The organism is Bradyrhizobium sp. AZCC 1610 (assembly GCF_036924515.1).
In the GTDB taxonomy this organism is placed as follows: domain Bacteria; phylum Pseudomonadota; class Alphaproteobacteria; order Rhizobiales; family Xanthobacteraceae; genus Bradyrhizobium.
In genome coordinates this window covers 5,559,766-5,576,775 of the sequence record NZ_JAZHRR010000001.1, presented here as the reverse complement: position 1 = coordinate 5,576,775, position 17,010 = coordinate 5,559,766, and the positions used below count along the sequence as shown (strand labels likewise).

General features: G+C 63.4%; 14 protein-coding genes. 6 read left to right on the top strand and 8 right to left on the bottom strand.

Translation table 11 applies throughout. The features are described from left to right. Nucleotides 1-82: 82 nt before the first annotated feature. Nucleotides 83-1,582 (top strand): glycosyltransferase family 39 protein, encoded by a 1,500-nt coding sequence (locus tag V1279_RS27460; protein WP_334446593.1) that lies wholly within the window; start codon nucleotides 83-85, stop codon nucleotides 1,580-1,582. Nucleotides 1,583-2,289: 707 nt separating this feature from the next. On the opposite strand, the gene V1279_RS27455 is transcribed toward V1279_RS27460, so the two are convergent. Next, complete coding sequence (locus tag V1279_RS27455; protein ID WP_334442353.1) at nucleotides 2,290-3,021, bottom strand: DUF72 domain-containing protein; 732 nt, start codon at nucleotides 3,019-3,021, stop codon at nucleotides 2,290-2,292. Nucleotides 3,022-3,627: 606 nt separating this feature from the next. On the opposite strand from V1279_RS27455, the gene V1279_RS27450 reads away from it, so the two are divergent. The 3 genes from V1279_RS27450 to V1279_RS27440 all read left to right on the top strand — a co-directional run bounded on the left by V1279_RS27450 (nucleotide 3,628) and on the right by V1279_RS27440 (nucleotide 6,584). Continuing rightward, nucleotides 3,628-4,224 carry a LabA-like NYN domain-containing protein gene (locus V1279_RS27450; RefSeq protein ID WP_334442351.1) on the top strand — a complete coding sequence of 199 codons (597 nt, stop codon included), beginning with the start codon at nucleotides 3,628-3,630 and terminating at the stop codon, nucleotides 4,222-4,224. 527 nt (nucleotides 4,225-4,751) lie between these two features. Continuing rightward, complete coding sequence (locus tag V1279_RS27445) at nucleotides 4,752-4,997, top strand: hypothetical protein (RefSeq protein WP_334442348.1); 246 nt, start codon at nucleotides 4,752-4,754, stop codon at nucleotides 4,995-4,997. Nucleotides 4,998-5,327: 330 nt separating this feature from the next. Then, entirely contained in the window at nucleotides 5,328-6,584 is a 1,257-nt protein-coding gene (locus V1279_RS27440; RefSeq protein WP_334442345.1) for a tetratricopeptide repeat protein, read from the top strand. Between the two features lie 419 nt (nucleotides 6,585-7,003). Here the strand turns inward: V1279_RS27440 and V1279_RS27435 are convergent, their stop codons facing one another. After that, nucleotides 7,004-8,035, bottom strand: coding sequence for a YcjF family protein (locus tag V1279_RS27435; RefSeq protein ID WP_334442344.1), 1,032 nt, complete (start codon nucleotides 8,033-8,035; stop codon nucleotides 7,004-7,006). Then, nucleotides 8,032-9,495, bottom strand: a complete 1,464-nt coding sequence (locus V1279_RS27430; protein ID WP_334442342.1) for a YcjX family protein — start codon at nucleotides 9,493-9,495, stop codon at nucleotides 8,032-8,034. The genes V1279_RS27435 and V1279_RS27430 overlap by 4 nt, the downstream gene beginning before the upstream one ends. A gap of 271 nt (nucleotides 9,496-9,766) precedes the next feature. On the opposite strand from V1279_RS27430, the gene trhA reads away from it, so the two are divergent. After that, nucleotides 9,767-10,465 carry a PAQR family membrane homeostasis protein TrhA gene (trhA, locus tag V1279_RS27425; protein ID WP_334442339.1) on the top strand — a complete coding sequence of 233 codons (699 nt, stop codon included), beginning with the start codon at nucleotides 9,767-9,769 and terminating at the stop codon, nucleotides 10,463-10,465. Nucleotides 10,466-10,486: 21 nt separating this feature from the next. Further along, nucleotides 10,487-11,281: an SDR family oxidoreductase gene (locus tag V1279_RS27420; RefSeq protein WP_334442336.1), complete on the top strand. Its 795-nt coding sequence runs from the start codon at nucleotides 10,487-10,489 to the stop codon at nucleotides 11,279-11,281. A 46-nt stretch (nucleotides 11,282-11,327) separates the two neighbouring features. On the opposite strand, the gene V1279_RS27415 is transcribed toward V1279_RS27420, so the two are convergent. The 5 genes from V1279_RS27415 to V1279_RS27395 all read right to left on the bottom strand — a co-directional run bounded on the left by V1279_RS27415 (nucleotide 11,328) and on the right by V1279_RS27395 (nucleotide 16,896). Further along, on the bottom strand, nucleotides 11,328-11,759 hold the full coding sequence (locus V1279_RS27415) for a hypothetical protein (protein WP_334442334.1): 432 nt from the start codon (nucleotides 11,757-11,759) through the stop codon (nucleotides 11,328-11,330). Nucleotides 11,760-12,003: 244 nt separating this feature from the next. Continuing rightward, nucleotides 12,004-13,632 carry a benzoylformate decarboxylase gene (mdlC, locus tag V1279_RS27410; RefSeq protein WP_334442332.1) on the bottom strand — a complete coding sequence of 543 codons (1,629 nt, stop codon included), beginning with the start codon at nucleotides 13,630-13,632 and terminating at the stop codon, nucleotides 12,004-12,006. A 112-nt stretch (nucleotides 13,633-13,744) separates the two neighbouring features. Beyond that, nucleotides 13,745-14,593 (bottom strand): FAS1-like dehydratase domain-containing protein, encoded by an 849-nt coding sequence (locus V1279_RS27405; RefSeq protein WP_334442330.1) that lies wholly within the window; start codon nucleotides 14,591-14,593, stop codon nucleotides 13,745-13,747. Then, entirely contained in the window at nucleotides 14,590-15,720 is a 1,131-nt protein-coding gene (locus tag V1279_RS27400) for a CaiB/BaiF CoA transferase family protein (protein WP_334442328.1), read from the bottom strand. Before V1279_RS27400 ends, V1279_RS27405 begins: the two co-directional genes overlap by 4 nt. Nucleotides 15,721-15,729: 9 nt before the next feature. Next, nucleotides 15,730-16,896, bottom strand: a complete 1,167-nt coding sequence (locus tag V1279_RS27395) for an acyl-CoA dehydrogenase family protein (protein WP_334442327.1) — start codon at nucleotides 16,894-16,896, stop codon at nucleotides 15,730-15,732. Nucleotides 16,897-17,010 lie beyond the last annotated feature (114 nt).

Below are 17,010 nucleotides of genomic sequence, written 5' to 3'. Positions count from 1 at the left end.
AAGCCGAGCCAGTTCCGCCGCGCCGCCGTGGTTTGACGTACCCTGGCTTGCCGTTGCGCTGCTGATTGCCGCGTTGACGGCGATGCGGCTGGTCTATGCCGGCGTGCTCGATCTGCGCACCGACGAGGCCTATTACTGGACCTGGTCGAAGGAGAGCGCGCTTTCCTTTCTCGATCATCCGCCCGGCATCGCGTGGTTGATCCGGTTCGGCACCGCGATCTTCGGCGACACCAGTCTCGGCGTGCGGTTCGGCGGCATCGTCGCGATGCTGGTCACGCAGCTCTTGCTCGCCGACATCGTCCGGCGCGCGACGCATGATGTGCGCGCCGTCATCCTCGCGGTGCTGTTGCCGGAAGCGGCGCTGTATTACGGGCTGTTGATGGCGAAGGTCGCGCCCGACACGGCGATGATCCCCTGTGCGGTCGCGATGCTGTGGTCGCTGGTGCGGCTGCACGAGAGCGGCAATCCGCGCTGGTGGCTGGCCGCGGGTCTGTTCGCAGGGCTGGCGCTGCTGTCGAAATTCACCGCAATCATGCTGTTGCCGGCGGTCGTCGCGTTCGCGCTGGTGCCGGACTGGCGGCGGCGCTGGCTGCTCAGCCCCTGGCCGTGGCTGGCGGCGCTGATTGCGGTCGTGGTGTTTCTGCCGGTGCTGATCTGGAATGCAGAGCACGACTGGGCGTCGTTCCGCTTCCAGTTCGTGCGCGCGGTCGCGACCCAACAACTGTCGTTCCGCACCATCGGCGAATTCATCGGGCTTCAATTCGGTCTCGTCGGCTTCGTGCTGTTGCCGGTGGTTCTGTCCGGCGTGACGCTTTCGGCCTGGCGCGGCTATCGCAGCCGCGAGCCGGTCGCGATCCTGCTGTCGACTGCCGTGCTGGTGCCCTTCCTCTATTTTCTCTGGAAGTCGCTGACGCTGCGTGTCGGCGACACCTGGCCGATGTTTCTGTGGCCCGCCGGCTTTGCCGCCACCGCCATCAATCTCGTCATGCTGCCGCGCGAGGGTTGGCCGGACTGGATCGTGAAGTCGACATTCTGGTGGGCGAGGGTGGCTGTGATCTCCGGCATCGCTTTCGTGGTCGGCGTGTTCTTCTATTATGTCGCTGCGCCCTGGAATTTGATCGGCAGGACCGATCCCGTCGGTGGCGAGGCCGGCTATGAACAGGTCGCGGCGCGCGCGCGCGAGCAGTTGCGACAGAGCGGCGCGACCTGGATCGCGACATCGGACTATCGCACCTATGCGATGCTGCGCTGGCATTTCAACGGGCAGGTGCCGGTGGTCCAGATCAACGAACGCGGGAGATTCATGGGCTTTCGCGATCCGGGCATGAACTCGATCAAGGATCATCCCGGCCTCTATGTCGCGCGCGAGCCGGACAATCGCCTTCCGCTGTGGGATCTCACGACGGCAAAGCGGCAACCGCTGGCGCGCGTCGAGCGCGTCTGGCGCGGAGTGGTGATGGATACCTACGCGCTGGAAAAATTGACCGGATGGACGCCGGAACTCGCGCCGCCGCCGGATTCGCCGCTGTTCCGCTGGCGAGTGCTGGCGGGGGGACTGCGATTCGATGCAGTAGTTTCGTAGCATCTTCGCTCGCAATGGCGTGACTCCTGTAGGATGGGTGGAGCGAAGCGATACCCATCAACGGTGGCGCGTGTGGCGATGGGTATCGCTGCGCTCCACCCATCCTACGAAAACACGCTTTTCCTACGAAAACACGCTTTCGCGATCTCGCAGCGCATTGCGCCCGAGGTTTGCATCGTCGTTGCCCTCTTCGATTAGAGGGCGCAGGGAAGACCGGGTGCTTGCTGCACCCGCGGTCTCGCGTGCGATTTGCGCAAACAAAAGTGCACACGAGCATACAGGGCAGCGGGAGCATTCCGGCCTTCCCTGCGCAATGGCTTTACGGCTTACTTCGTGCTCTTCCCGGAGAACGGCTTTCTTGCCTCCGTCGCCTGCGCTTCTTATCGCACGCTTAACGCCAGCACCGCGGCGCCCGAACCACACGACTTCGCCGTACGCTCAAGGCGCGTACGTCTAGCGCGCCTCTTGCGTCCATCGCATCTCACCGCACGTTCGTGACGATGGCCAACGCCCCTCATCTGCCGTGAGACGGCGGAGTTATGCCGATGATTTGCTTTGGAAGTTAAGCGGAATATTTTTGCAAAAGGGGCTGGACAGGTTTTGACTGATTTGCCCGTCGTGTTGATTTGTCGCAAGTGTGCGTCGAGATTGCGCTTGCGCGTCAGGCAAATCAGTTCGCAGTCCGAAGTGAGATCAGTTCGGCGGCATCAGGCCTGCCCCATCAGCTCGCGCAAGGATCTGGCATCGGCAGGTGCCGCGCTTTTCTGGTCGTTGTCGAAATAAACGAACACGTCGCAGCCTTGCTTTTTCCAGGACCTGATACGGCGGGCCCATTCCGAGAGGGTCCGCGGGCTGTAGTGGCCTTTGTAGCGGCCCGTGGGTCCGTGTCCGCGCACGTAGACAAAGTTGGCGGTGCGCGTCCAGGGGGCGGGCGCGTCGTGATGGTCGGATATGCAGAGCGAGATGTTTCGCGCCCGAAGCAGACGCAATATCTGCGGTGCGTACCAGCTGGGATGCCGGAATTCGAAGCTGTAGCGCCGCTTCTTCGGCAGCAGCTTTAGGAAGGAGGCGAGCCGGTCGGCATCTACCTCAAAGTTCGGCGGTAACTGAAACAGGATCGGCCCGGCTTTCCTGCCGAGCAGGGACAGGCGATCCTCCAGCAGTTCGAGGCTGTTGACCGAGTTGTCCGAAAGCCGCTTCCAATGGGTGATGAATTTGGACGCCTTCCAGGCAAAGATGAAGTCGCGCCCGGTCTGATCCCGCCAACTCGTCACCGCCTGCGGCGTGGGTGTTCTGTAAAACACGCCGTTGAGTTCAGTCGTCGGGAACTGGCTGCTGTAGTATGGCAGCTGCTCCTCGAGGGGCAGGCCCTTGGGGAAGAACGGCCCGCGCCAGGAATCGTAATGCCAGCCGGACGTGCCGATCAGGACCCGCGCCATGAGGTCACGGCTTCAGGACGACCTTGATGCAGCCGCCCTTCCTGTCCCGGGACATCCTTTCGGTTCGGGAACGCTGTCGCAGCGAATATCGCCCTTGCCGGGCTGCGCCAGTGCTTTGCATCTTCGAGCCTCCTCGCATCGGTGGCTGATAAGAAGATCGGGAAGGATGAGTTGTTCCTTCCGAGTGGAGCGTGAGATGGTGGGCACGGCGCAGTGGGCTTCGCGCGATGAGCGGGGCGTTGAGGGCACTTTCCGAGTCCGGGCACCGAGGGGAGGTGACATCGAAGGCAACGACTATAAACCTTCGTATAGAAGCTGCATCCGTTTGTATCTGCGCCGCTTACCTACGGACAATTGAGCGCTTATGTCGCGGACCTTAGCGTCACTGCAATCGGGTTCGGCCGTCGCAGAAAAATTTCACGGCCAAAGCGATCGCGTACAGCAACGATATTCGAGCTGTCCACAGTGGCGAGTCCTGCTCTCTTCTACGAGTTAACGGTGAGTGTGGCCCGAGATGCCCGCAGGCGAATTTGTTGTGCCGCGCATCCAGTAACCTGAAGTGACGTCCTTGTTTCCTGGCTATTCAAGTTTAGGGTCATTGCCAAAATGTCATCCTCCCTCGGCAAGATCGCGCTGCTGATCGACGGCGCCAATCTCTATGCGACCAGCAAAACGCTTGGGTTCGATATCGATTACAAGCGGCTGCTCAAGGAATTCCAGAGCAGAGGCACGCTGCTTCGTGCGATTTACTACACCGCGATCATCGAGGATCAGGAATATTCGTCGATCCGGCCCTTGGTCGACTGGCTCGATTACAATGGCTACACCGTAGTCACCAAGGCGACCAAGGAATTCATCGACGCCAGCGGCCGTCGCAAGGTGAGGGGCAACATGGATATCGAGCTCGCGGTCGATGCCCTGGAGCTCGCAGAACACGTCGACCAGATCGTGCTGTTCTCCGGCGATGGCGATTTCCGCTCCCTGGTCGAGGCATTGCAGCGTCGCGGGGTCCGGGTGACCGTCGTTTCGACGATTTCGTGTCAACCTCCAATGATTGCCGACGAATTGCGGCGCCAGGCCGACGTCTTCACTGATCTGATGGAGTTGAAGTCCAAGGTTGGCCGCGACCCGTCCGAGCGGCCGCTCCCGCGCGAGCTGCGTCATCAGATGCCGGAGTTCTTGCAGCGCGACAATGGGTTGTGATCACGGCGATCTTCAACGCTTGTCCCAATCGCCGCGGACCTCGCGGCTGCTGCTCGAAGTCAGAGGATGGGCGCCCAGCGGACATGCCGACCCTTCCGACTGGTGTCTGCTTGCGGGGGTAGACCGGGCATGGCGAAGTAAACCGCCACTTCCGCCCATTGACCATAGGTTGAAATTTTTGAACCCAGCCGGCCGCGCCGGCGTTCAAAAATTGCTGGCACGCAACAAATTCCGCACCTCGTGAACATAAAACATTTGACGGGCTGAATTTTCTCTGCGTTTAGATCATGACATTCGTCGCGGGTGAAATTGCCTGCACTCTTGAGGACCGTAATGCGCACCGCACGCACACACATCGCAGAGACTGCCGCCCGCGTCCGGCCGCTTATTCAGCTGGCCGCTTGGTCGTGCATGTCCGTGATGGCACGGGGTCCGAATTTTCAGCTCCAAGCGGGGCTGATCCGCAAAGCAAGAGTGTAACTCTCGGCGCAGGGCTGCTCCCTCCGCCGAAACGGCAGGAGGGCAAGATGAACGCCCGCAACGACGTCAAGATACCATCCGATCAGAGCTTGGACGCGAGGCTTGTTCTGGCAGCGGCTCGACTGCGATTTTCCGCGCGGGTTGATTTTCTCGTGGCTCGCTGGCTCGAGCGCTGCGCCACGAACGCCGAGGCCGCACAACTGTTGTTCAAGACCGATCGGAAGCCCACACGTGAGTTCGGGATGGGCGTGAGCCTTGTCGTTTCATCTCCACGTTGGGATGAGTCCCCATGACGGGGGCAGGCGGCGGGGTGAGGAATAGCATCAAGATATGGAGGGAGGCTGCCAGATGGCAGCCTCCCTTAATCTATTGCAGATCACCAGTGTTGACCTGATGCATCCTCAAAGCCTCCCTGTTCAACGTCGACTCTTCACGAACCGGATCTACCGACTGATCTGACGATGTCTGCTTACGCGGGCATGGCATATCTCCCGGTGCATCTCCGGACTTCCGAGTTTGACTCATCTCGGACCTGGGTTGACGATGGCAGAATGCCTGCCGCTGGGGCTAAAGTCATCACGGCCGTACGTGTCGCGTCGGAGCGCAAGGCGGGGAGGAACAGCATGGCAGCGCGCGGATCAGGTGGACTGCTCCTTTGCGTGGGTCTCCTGCTTACGATGCCGGCGCTGGCTGCTACGCCGGCTGACCGCGGCGAGTGCGCCGCCAGCGCCGACAAGCTCGACTTCGGTGGCGCGGCCTGCAGCCGCATCATCGACGATGCAAGCGAGCGGCTGGCAGAACGCGTCGAGGCCTTCAAGAACCGGGGCCGCGGCTCCTTCAACAGGAAGGATTACGACCGCGCGATTGCCGACTACGGCGAGGCCATCAAGCTCAGCCCGAAGGACGCCTGGGCCTTTGCGCACCGGTGTGAGGCATACGAGAGCAAAGAGGACCACGCAGCGGCCGTTGCGGATTGCACCGAGGCGATCAAGATCGATCCGAAATATGGCTGGGCCTACAACAACCGTGGCGTCGCCTATTACGGTCTGCATGAATACGACGCAGCGCTGGCCGACCACGCCGAGGCGATCAGGGTCAATTCCAGGGACGTGTGGGCCTATGCCCGCCGCGGCATGGCGTGGACGGAAAAGGGTGAATTCGACCAGGCGGTCGCCGATATCACCGAGGCGGTCACAATCGATCCGAAATACGCCTTTGGTTTCGGCCAAAGGGGTCAGGCGCTCTTCAGGAAGAGGTTGATCACGAAAAAAGGCGGATGGGAGCCCGCCATTGCAGACTACAGTGAGGCAATCAAGCTCGATCCCGATCTGCTTTGGCTGTACAGCTCGCGTGGCGTTGCCTACAGTAACAATCGCCAATACGACCTCGCCGTTCCGGATTGCAGCGAGGTCATCAAGCGCGAACCCAAAAATTCCCGCGGGTACAATTGCCGCGGCGTCGCTTACGAAGGCCTGAAGGACTATCGCCGCGCGATCGCCGACTATGATCAGTCGATCAGCATCAATCCAAAGAACGGCGTGGCGTATTGGAATCGCGGCAATGCCTATACTGCGCTGCGCAAGATCGATGACGCGATCCGGGACTATGACCAGGCGATCGCGATAAACCCCAAGGACTTCAACGCTTTCAACTCCCGCGGCAAGGCCTACGTCGCGAAGGGTGACAGCAACCGCGCGATTGCAGATTTCGCGCAAGCGATCCAGTTCGGTCCGTCCTATGTCGAGGCCTACAACAACCGCGGCCTCTCCTATGAAGCGTTGGGCCGCCGCGCCGAGGCGATCGCCGATTTCCGCAAGGCGCAATCGATCGACTCGGCCGACCGGATCAGCAAGCAACAGCTCCGCGTGCTCGATTTCTGACCGCGTGCCGTTCAAATTCTGCTCAAAGGGCAGACCCATGATCCGACTCGTCCGTGCTGCGTCGCTTTTGCGACACCGATCGACTACACCCCGTCTCGATCTCTGCTCTTGAGCGCATCTCGGACGAGATTTGCTTCACCCTGAGTTCTTCCGGGTTTGGCACTCAGCGGACGTGGCGCGATGTCCGGCCTGAGTCTGTTATGCGAACCAAATCGGACGTTCGCCAACGCCTCTCTGGTTTATGAGTCCAGACCTCGCTTTCGATAGGTAGTTGAAGCGTTAACCGAGGCGGCCTGCGAGCGCTGTGGGTTGCGCAACTAAGTGTGCAACACTGATCAAGAGCTGCGGGATAACTATTTGTAATTTCGTCTTATTTTTCGTCGGTTCGATTCAGTGGCGCTCCCCAGCGGAATCGGACCTCACCCCTCATCGTCGCGCTTGCGCAGCAGGTCCTTGGCGAGATCGCCCAATGCGGGCCGCGGCAGCGCGGTGAAGGGCAGCGGGCGGGTGACGTCTATCGCGGCTAGTCCGAGCCGCGCGGTGAGCAGGCCGTTGAGCACGCCTTCGCCGAGCCGTTGCGAGAGTTTGGCGGCGATGCCGTGGCCGAGCATCTGCTGCACCAGGCTGTCGCCCACCGCCATGCCGCCGGTAATCGCGAGGTGGCCGATGACGTGGCGCAGCAGGCTGATCATGCCGAGCGTGCCCGGCCGGCCGCCATAGAGCCGCGCCAGTTGCCGGATCAGCCGCATCGCGGCGACGAACACGAACAGCACGTCGATCAGCGCGCGCGGGCTTACTGCGGTGACGACCGAGACGCGTTGCGCGGCGGTGGAAACGAGCCTGCGCGCTTCCTCGTCGAGCGGCGCCATCAACTCGCGCTCGGCGAGCTTGATCATGTCGGCGCCGTCGATGATGTCGTCGGCATGGCTCACCAGCGTGGCGCGGGCGCGCGCCAGTTGCGGGTTCTGATGCGCGAGCTTCAGCAAATCGTTGACGATGGTGCGGCTCTCGGCGCGGTCGTCGCTGCGCAGCACCTCGGCGGCGCGCAGATGCAGTTTCTCGATTGCCGCCAGCCGCGCCAGCCCGAAGGCTTCGCGCCCGATGACGACCGCCAGCGCCAGCGCTGCGGCGGCAGCGAATGCCAGCGCGATGTAGCCCAGGGTTTCGCTGCGCGCAAACAGGTCCTCGATCAGATTGACGATGCCGAGCCCTGTGCCGAGCAGCACCAGCCCGCCGACGGCGGACCAGAACAGCGTGCCCCAGCGAAAGCCGCGGCGCGCGGGGACACGTGGCGCATCGATCGGTACAGGCAGGGTGGCAGGATCCGCCTCGGGCGTGATGTGGACCGTGCCGCGGGGAGGGCGGCCGGTTTCATCCGGACCCATCACGATGACGCCGGGATCGCCGAGCTTGAACGTCGCCGGCCGCCGATGCGGCGTTTTCTCGCTCATTGCAGTCGGTTTCCGAGCAGGAACTGGAGGGCGCGGTCGAGGCGGATGTGAGGCAGCGCGGGCTCGTCGTTGGCGGTGCGCTCCAGGAGCGGCGGCCGGAAGCGCAGGAAGCGGAAATCGGCCTGTTCGGAAACGGTGCTGGAAAGGCCGCGAAAGCCGCCGTTGAACAGCTCCTCGGGATCGGCGGGCAGGTCGCCCGGAAAGGTCGCGACCTCGGTCTCGCCATCGAAGGCTTCGCCATTGGCGGTCTCGCCGGGCGCGGGCGTGCCGATAATGGACGGCAGCTTCTCCCGGCCACGCGCGACCTGCGCCTCGCGCGTGGCGCGCACCGCCGATAGCGCGACCACGTCGATAGCAGCGCCGGCATATTCGGCACGGCCGGCCGCCTTGGCGACCGCCCGCCGCAGCACGGCTTCCAGCCGGTCATGGCTCTGGTGGTGCAGATGATCGGCCTTGGTGGCGGCAAACAGAATGCGATCGATCCGGGGACGAAAGAGGCTGCTCAGGATCGTGCTGCGGCCGATGCGGAAGCAATCGAGAATGCCTGACAGCGCGGCTTCGAGATCATGCAGCGCCTCGGGTCCGGCATTGAACGCGGCGAGCGCATCGACCAGCACGATCTGCCGGTCGAGGCGGGCAAAATGATCGCGGAAGAACGGGCGCACCACGACGTCCTTGTAGGCCTCGTAGCGCCGCCGCATCATCGCCCATAGCGAACCGTCGGGCGCGCTGCCGTCGGCAGCCACTTCCAGCGGCGCAAAGGTCAGCGCCGGTGTATCAGCGAGATTGCCCGGCATCAGGAAACGCCCGGGCGGCAGCAGGCTCATCGCAAAACGTTCGTCGCGGCAGGCGCGCAGATAATCCGTGAACAGCTTTGCCGCCATGCGCGTCGCCTGTTCGTCCTCGCGGCCCTCGGGGTGAAGCGTCTTCAGATGTTCGTGCCACGGCGCGGCGAGTTTTGCGCGCGGACCCTCGCGCGACAGCGCAAGACTCTCGGCCGACCATTGCTCGAAACTCTTGTTGAGCAGCGGGAGATCCAGCAGCCATTCGCCGGGGTAATCGACGATGTCGATCGTGAGCGTGCGGTCTGCGCCATTCTGCCGCTGGTAGTCGATGACGAGGCGCAGTTCGCTGATGTCGACGGTCGAGCTCGGCCAGCGCCGCTCCTCGATCAGCGTACGGACGTGGTTCTCATAGTCGAAGCGCGGCACGGCATCGTCCGGCTGCGGCTCAAGCCGGGCGCGGGCGATCCGGCCGGTGGCATAGGGCTCGAAGACCGGAAACCTTCCGCCGCGGGTCAGGCCGTGGACCAGCGCCGTGATGAACACGGTCTTGCCGGCGCGCGACAGGCCCGTGACGCCGAGCCGCACCGTCGGATTGAAGAAGCTGTCGCCATAGTCCAGAAGCGCCCGCGCCGACAGGCGCGCTTCCTCGACGATGTCTGAAAAACTGGGGGCCATGCGGGCGTGGAGGGCTCGATGTAATGCGTTGGTGGGCGATTACCGCAAAGTGGCGATTGGCGGGCCAAAATCAAGCGTCCGTGATAGGCTGACAACGGGCCCCCGAGGATATACGGCCGGTAACGGCAGCACGAAAATGCCACGGCCGTGGAATACTAGACCACCTGCTTTCGCGGATGATGAACGCCTTCAGGCCGGTGGCCTTGAACGGTTCGTTGACCTCGGAAGACCCATGTCTTAATCGCTCCCTCACCAGATTCTGTGGGCCTGCATGACCATCTTCAGACTGAAACAATTCGCTTCGACATCCATCCATGCGGCGGTTGACGCCATGCACTGGAACTACGACCGCGCCGAGCTGATTGCCGATGGCGTCGTGCATATCGTAGGCATCTGTCTTGGGCTTGTCGCCGCCACCGTCCTGATCGTGCTGACCGCGGTCTATGCCAGCGCGTTCGAAATTGCCGTGGTATCGGTCTACGTCGCGGGCCTGCTCGCGATGCTGACGTTCTCGGCGGTCTATAATCTCTGGCCGGTGTCGCGCGCCAAATGGGTGCTGCGCCGCTTCGATCATTCGGCGATCTATCTCTTGATCGCCGCCACCTATACGCCTTTCATCGTGGCGCTGAAAGAGAGCTATCTCGCGATCGCGCTGCTGACCGGGGTGTGGTGCGCCGCGATCCTCGGTGTGGTGCTGAAGCTGGCGCTCCCGGGCCGATACGATCGTTTGGCGGTGGGGCTCTATCTCGCGTTGGGCTGGAGCGGCATCATGATTTACGATTCGGTGGTGAAGGCGGTGCCGCCGCTGGCGCTGGGCTTCGTGGTGGCGGGCGGCGTGCTCTATAGCCTCGGCGTGATCTTCCATGCCTGGCAGCGGCTGCGTTTCCAGAACGCGATCTGGCACGGCTTCGTCCTGCTCGGCGCCGCGTGCCATTATACGGCTATTCTCGACATGATGATCCTGGCGTAACGATCCGAGGGGAGAGCGGCCATGCAGGTGACCGGCAAAGTTGTGGTTGTCACCGGTGGCGGCAACGGCATCGGCCGGGCGATGTGCGAGGCCTTCCATCGCGCCGGCGCCGCCAAGGTCGTTGTCGCCGATATCGATCCCGACGGCGCGCGAGCCGTCGCCACTCCGATCGGTGGGGCGGCCTTCAAATGCGATGTCGGAAAGGAGAAGGACATCCTTCACGTCATCGAGGAGACCGAACATCAATTCGGCCCGATCGCGTTGTTCTGCTCCAATGCCGGCATCGGCGGCGGCTTCGATCCACTGTCGGTGAATGCCGGCGGAAACTCCGACGAACCGTGGCAGCGAAGCTGGGCCGTTCATGTCATGGCGCATGTCTATGCGGCGCGGCACCTGATCCCGCGCATGAAGGCGCGCGGCGGCGGCTATTTCCTCAACACGATTTCGGCGGCCGGATTGCTGTCGCAGGTCGGCAGCCCGGCCTATTCGACCACCAAGCATGCCGCCGTCGGCTTTGCCGAGAATCTGGCGATCTCGCACAAGGCCGACAACATCAAGGTGTCTATCCTGTGCCCGCAGGGCGTCGATACCAACATGCTGCGCTCAATCCCGAAGGGCCCGCAATCCGGCGACGGCGATCTTTCGCCGGAGCAGGTGGCGCAGGACGTGCTGAAGGGACTGGAAGAGGAAACCTTTGTGATCCTGCCGCACCCGCAGGTGCTCGGCTACATGCGCAAGAAGACCGAGAACTACGACCGCTGGATATCAGGGATGGCGAAGATCCAGGCGAAGATGCGGGAGAGTTACGGGAAATAGCGTAGCGAGAAGGGCGGCCGTCCGGCCGCCTTTCCCGATTACGTCGCTACTGGCACCTGTGCATCCGGCCATCCTCCAGGCGGACCATTGTGCCGGGCTGGCAGATTATGCCGTTGCGCGCCGCGTAGTCCTGGCTCCATACGCCCGGGCCGCCGTAATAGCCGTAGGGACTGCCACCGCCGTAATAGGCGTTAGGACCATTGCCGCCGTAGTAGGCATAGGGGCCGCCGCCGTAGTAGGCGGCAGTCGCTCCGGCTGCGACAGCACCGGCACCCACGGCAGCCGCGCCGGCCGCGGCCCGCCGCGCCTGCCGCCGGGTAACGCCCGGCGCCGGGGTCAACGGATCAACCGTCTGTGCCTGCGCGCGCTCGATAGATAGCGAAGCGCTCCTTTGTTCGCTCCAGTCAAACGAGAGCATGGTCGCGCATGTAAAGACGGAGACCGCGAGGGCAGCTATTCTGAGGCTTGGCTGTTTCATGGCGTTCACTCCATGGTTGCCCCATGCCGAATTCTCGTGCGAACGTAGAGCAACGTCAAGTAATGCCGCGTACGGAACTCGCGGGCGAATTGTCGAGCCTTATGAGGTCATGAGCTGGTATGCCAGGAGTAGGGCGGCCTCTCCCCGTCATTGCGAGCGAAGCGAAGCAATCCATCTCATTGCACGAGGAGAGATGGATTGCTTCGTCGCTTCGCTCCTCGCAATGACGGGGAGAGAGCTTCGCTCACCCCTTCTGCGCGTAGAGCAGCGGCACTGCCGAATCTACCATCACCTCGATCAGGCTGACGCCGTCACAAGAGAGCCCGTAGCTGAGCGCGCCGGCGAGTTCGGATGATTTCGTCACCCGCACGGCGTGGCAGCCCATGCCTTCGGCGAGCTTGACGAAATCGATGCCGGGCAATTCCAGCCCCGGCACATTGCGCACCTGCATCACCTGGCTGAACGAACGCATCGCGCCGTAGCCGGCGTTGTTGATGACGACGACGGTGAGCGGCAGCTTGCGCCGGGCCGCGGTCCACAGCGCCTGGATCGAATACATCGCCGAGCCGTCGCCGATCAGGCAGACCGTGCGGACGCCGGGACGTCCGAGCGCCATGCCGACGGCGGCGGGCAGGCCGTAGCCGAGGCCGCCGCTCGCCATGGTGTAAAAGCTGTCCTGGCCGCGCATCGGCATGAACTTTTGCATCGCCGGGCGATGCGAGGGCGCTTCCTCCACCAGCACCGCATTGGCGGGCATGGCTTCGGACAGCGAGTGCAGCAGGAATTCGACCGGAAGCGGATCGGCGGCGGATGGCGCCGGCGGCAGCACGCGACCGGCCTGCATGGCGCGCGCTGTTTCCGGCAGCAGATCGAGCAGCATCGAAAGCGCCGGCTTCATGGTCGCGATGATGCTGGCGCCCGACGGCGTGACGGCGGCGGCATCGGGATCGTCAGTGATCTGGAAGATCGTGGTCGCGCCGTCGAAGATCGCGGCATGGCCCTCGACATGGAAGGTGAACACCGGCGCGCCGACCACCACCACGAGGTCATGATCGCGCAGCGCATCCGATAGCTGGCCCGGCGAGGCGTGCAGGAAGCCTGCAAACTGCGGATGTCGTTCCGGGAACGAGCAACGTGCCGAGAACGGGCTGACCCAGACGGCGGCCTTTGCCTTTTCCGCGACCCGCACCATCAGATCGACGGCCCCGGCGCGGTCGACGCCGGGCCCGACGACGAGGGCAGGGCGCTTGCTCGCCGAGAGCGCGGCGGCCAGCGCCTTCATCGCGTCCGCGTCGGGACCGAGTTCGCGGCTGACCTTGCGGGCTTCGATCGGCTGCGTGGGACGCGTCCAGTCGTCGATCGGGATCGAGACGAAGGTCGGCCCGCAGGGCGGCTGCATCGCGACGTAGTAGGCGCGCGCGATCGCCGCCGGCACGTCTTCGGCGCGCGCCGGCTCGACGCTGTATTTGACATAGGGCCGCGGAAATTCCGAGGCGCGCTCGGCGTAGAGAAAGGCCTGCAGCGGCAGGATCGAGCGGGCCTGCTGGCCGGCTGATATCACCAGCGGCGTCTGGTTGCGATGGGCGGTGTAGATATTGCCGAGCGCATTGCCGACGCCGGCGCCGGAATGCAGGTTGACGAAGCCGGCGTTGCGGGTAGCCTGTGCATAGCCATCGGCCATGCCGACGACGGAAGCCTCCTGCAGGCCGAGCACGTAATCGATGTCGTCGGGCCAGTCGCTGAGGAACGGCAGTTCGGTCGAGCCGGGATTGCCGAACACGCGCTTGATGCCGAACGCGCGGAGCAGGCCGAAGGTGGCGTCCTTGACGGTGAGCGAGGTGGTGGCGGTTTTGGCTGGTTTGCGGGACGACATCAGGTGACCCTCGCTGATTTAGGATTCCGTCATTGCGAGCGAAGCGAAGCAATCCATGCTTCAACGCGGGGATAGATGGATTGCTTCGCTTCGCTCGCAATGACGGCGAAGATCACCACGTCGCGGTGCCCTTCATGGTCGGCTGTCCCTCGGCATTGGCGATCCACAGTTCCATGCCGGCGTGGGTCTCGTTGGCGTTGATCGAGAACTCGCTGCCTTCGAACAGAGGCTGCACGCCGCGATAGCTGAACTTCTTCGGCGCCGAGTCGCCATGAAGTTTTGCGGCGAATTCGACGATCAGCGCCGCCTGCAGCGGGCCGTGGAAGATCAGGCCCGGATAGCCTTCGACCTTGGTGACATAGTCGCGGTCGTAATGGATGCGGTGGCCGTTGAAGGTCAGCGCCGAATATCGAAACAGCAGCACGGGATCGCTGACATGGCTTTCGCGATGCTTTGCGACGGGCGGCGGCGGAGGGGCCTTGGCGATGGGCGCCGCGCCGCCCATGTCGCGATAGACGATGTCCTGCCGTTCGCGGATGGCTGTGCCGCGCGGCGTCGTGATGGTGTGTTCGACCGAGACGAAGCACAGCACGCCGGTCGAGCCGGTCTTCATCGTCACGTCCGAGATCCGCGACGTGCGCGTCGATTCATCGCCGACGCGCAGGGGCTCGATGAATTCGATTTCGCCGCCGGCCCACATCCGGCGCGGCAGCGGCACCGGCGGCAGAAAACCACCGCGGGTTGGGTGACCGTCGGGGCCGAGCTGCGACATCGGAAACACCGGCTGCGCCAGGCACCAATGCGTGGTCCACGGCGCGGCGTCGCCTGTCTTTGGCTCGCCGATGTCCTGGAACAGCGTCGCGCGCAAACCCTTGACCAGTTGTGCGGTGACGATGTCCGAAGCTTCCGTGTCGCGGCCAATCCATTGCCGCAGATGATCGAGATCGAGTTTTTCGGTCATGACTGGCGGCTCCTGATACGGGGAGCTTTGGGAAGTTCGACGTGGTCGCCGATCCCGGGCACGGCGCCATAGTGGCGTGGCTCATTCACGAAGATCGCGGCGGGCGCGGCATAGCTTACCTTGCCGTTCGGCGTATCGACCTCGATCCGGCGCAGATGCGGATGCACGGCAAGATCGGCCATGGTGTTGACCTCGGCGAACGCGATATCGGCGTCCGCGAGGCGCTTGAGGAGATCGACGCGCGTCATCGTCGCAAAACTGTCGGCCACCGTCTTGTCGGTGAGCTGGCGGTTGCGCACGCGCTCGACCATGTTGGCGAAGCGGGGATCGTTCGGCAGGTCGGGCTGATCCAGCACGTCGGCACAGAGCTTCTTCCATTCGCGCTCGCTCTGGATCGAGATCAAGATGCCCTTGCCATCCCTGGAATTGAACACGCCGTAGGGCGCGATCGAGGGGTGCGCCAGCGCCATCCGCTTCGGCGGATTGCCGGCTTCCGAATTGATCAGCGGCACCGCCATCCAGTCGGCCATGACGTCGAACATCGAGATCCGGATATCCGCGCCCTTGCCGGTGTGTCCGCGCGCGATCAGCGCCTCGAGGATGGCGGCGTGCGCGGTGGCGCCGGTCGCGATATCGACCACTGAAATGCCGACGCGCGACGGCCCCTCGGGTCCGCCGGTGATCGAGGCAAGGCCGCTCTCAGCCTGGATCAAGAGATCGTAGGCCTTGCGGTCGGCATAGGGGCCCTCGTCGCCATAGCCCGAGATGGTGCAGCAGATCAGCGCCGGATAGTCCTTCTTCAGCCGCTCCAGCGAGAAGCCGAGCTTGTCCATCGAGCCGGGCTTGAGGTTCTGCAGCAGCACGTCGGCGCTCGCGATCAGCTCTTCGAGCGCGGTGCGGCCTTCCCTGGTCGCAAGATCGATCACCACGGAATTCTTGCCGCGGTTGAGCCAGACGAAATAGCTGCTCTGGCCCTTGGCGGCGGCATCATAGCCGCGGGCGAAATCGCCCTCCGGGCGCTCGACCTTGACGACATGCGCGCCGGCGTCCGCCAGCCGCGAGCTGCAGAAAGGTGCAGCAACGGCCTGTTCGACGGAGACGACGATCAATCCCTCTAACGGCAACATCTGATGTTCTCAGTAGGAGCGGGGCAGGCCGAGCACATGCTCGGCGACGTAGGACAAGATCAGATTGGTCGAGATCGGCGCAACTTGATACAGCCGCGTTTCGCGGAACTTGCGCTCGACGTCGTATTCCTCGGCAAAGCCGAAGCCGCCGTGGGTCTGCACGCAGGCATTGGCTGCCTCCCAAGACGCATCCGCCGCCAGCATCTTGGCCATGTTGGCCTCGGCGCCGCAATCGAGCCCCGCCTCATATTTGCGGGTGGCTTCCTTCACCATCAGCTCGGCCGCGCGCATCGCGGCGTAGGCTTTTGCGATCGGGAACTGGATGCCTTGATTCTGACCGATCGGGCGGCCGAACACGGCGCGCTCCTTGGCGTAGGCGGTGGCTTTCGCAATGAACCATTTGGCGTCGCCGATGCATTCGGCGGCGATCAGGATGCGCTCGGCATTCATGCCGGACAGGATGTAGCGAAAACCCTTGCCTTCGTCGCCGATCAGGTTTTCGGCCGGCACCCGCATGTCCGTGAAGAACACTTCGGTAGTGGCGTGGTTCATCATAGTGCGGATCGGACGGATCTCGAGGCCCTTGCCCTTCACTTCGCGCATGTCGACGATGAACACCGACAGGCCATCGGTGCGCTTCTTGGCCTGCTCCTTCGGCGTGGTGCGCGCCAATAGGATCATCAGGTCGGAATGCTCGGCACGGCTGGTCCAGATCTTCTGGCCGTTGACGACGTAGTGGTCGCCGTCGCGCTTGGCGACGGTCTTCAGCGAGGAGGTGTCGGTGCCGCTGGTCGGCTCGGTGACGCCGAACGCCTGCAGCCGCAATTTGCCGCTGGCGATCTCGGGCAGGTATTTCGCCTTCTGGGCGTCGTTGCCGTGCCGCAGCACGGTGCCCATCGTGTACATCTGGGCGTGGCAGCCACCGCCGTTGCATCCCGCCCGCTGGATCTCTTCCAGAATCGCGGCCGCGGCCGACAGTTTCAGCCCGGAGCCGCCATATTCCTCGGGGATCAAGACCGAGAGGTAGCCGGCCTCCGTCAGCGCGTCGACGAACTCCTTGGGGTACGCCATCTGACGGTCAAGCTTGCGCCAGTATTCGCCGGGGAACTGGGCGCAGAGTTTGGCGACGGCATCGCGGATGTCGTGGAATTCGTCCTGTTGTTCTTGTGCGGTCATTGGTTTTTCTGGCGATGGATGGTGGGGGATGTCAATTGCCGGATGGCGGGCGGTTGTGAAACCACAGCCGGTCTCCTATGCTGAATTGTTATAGCGTATGAACCTGCCTTCGAA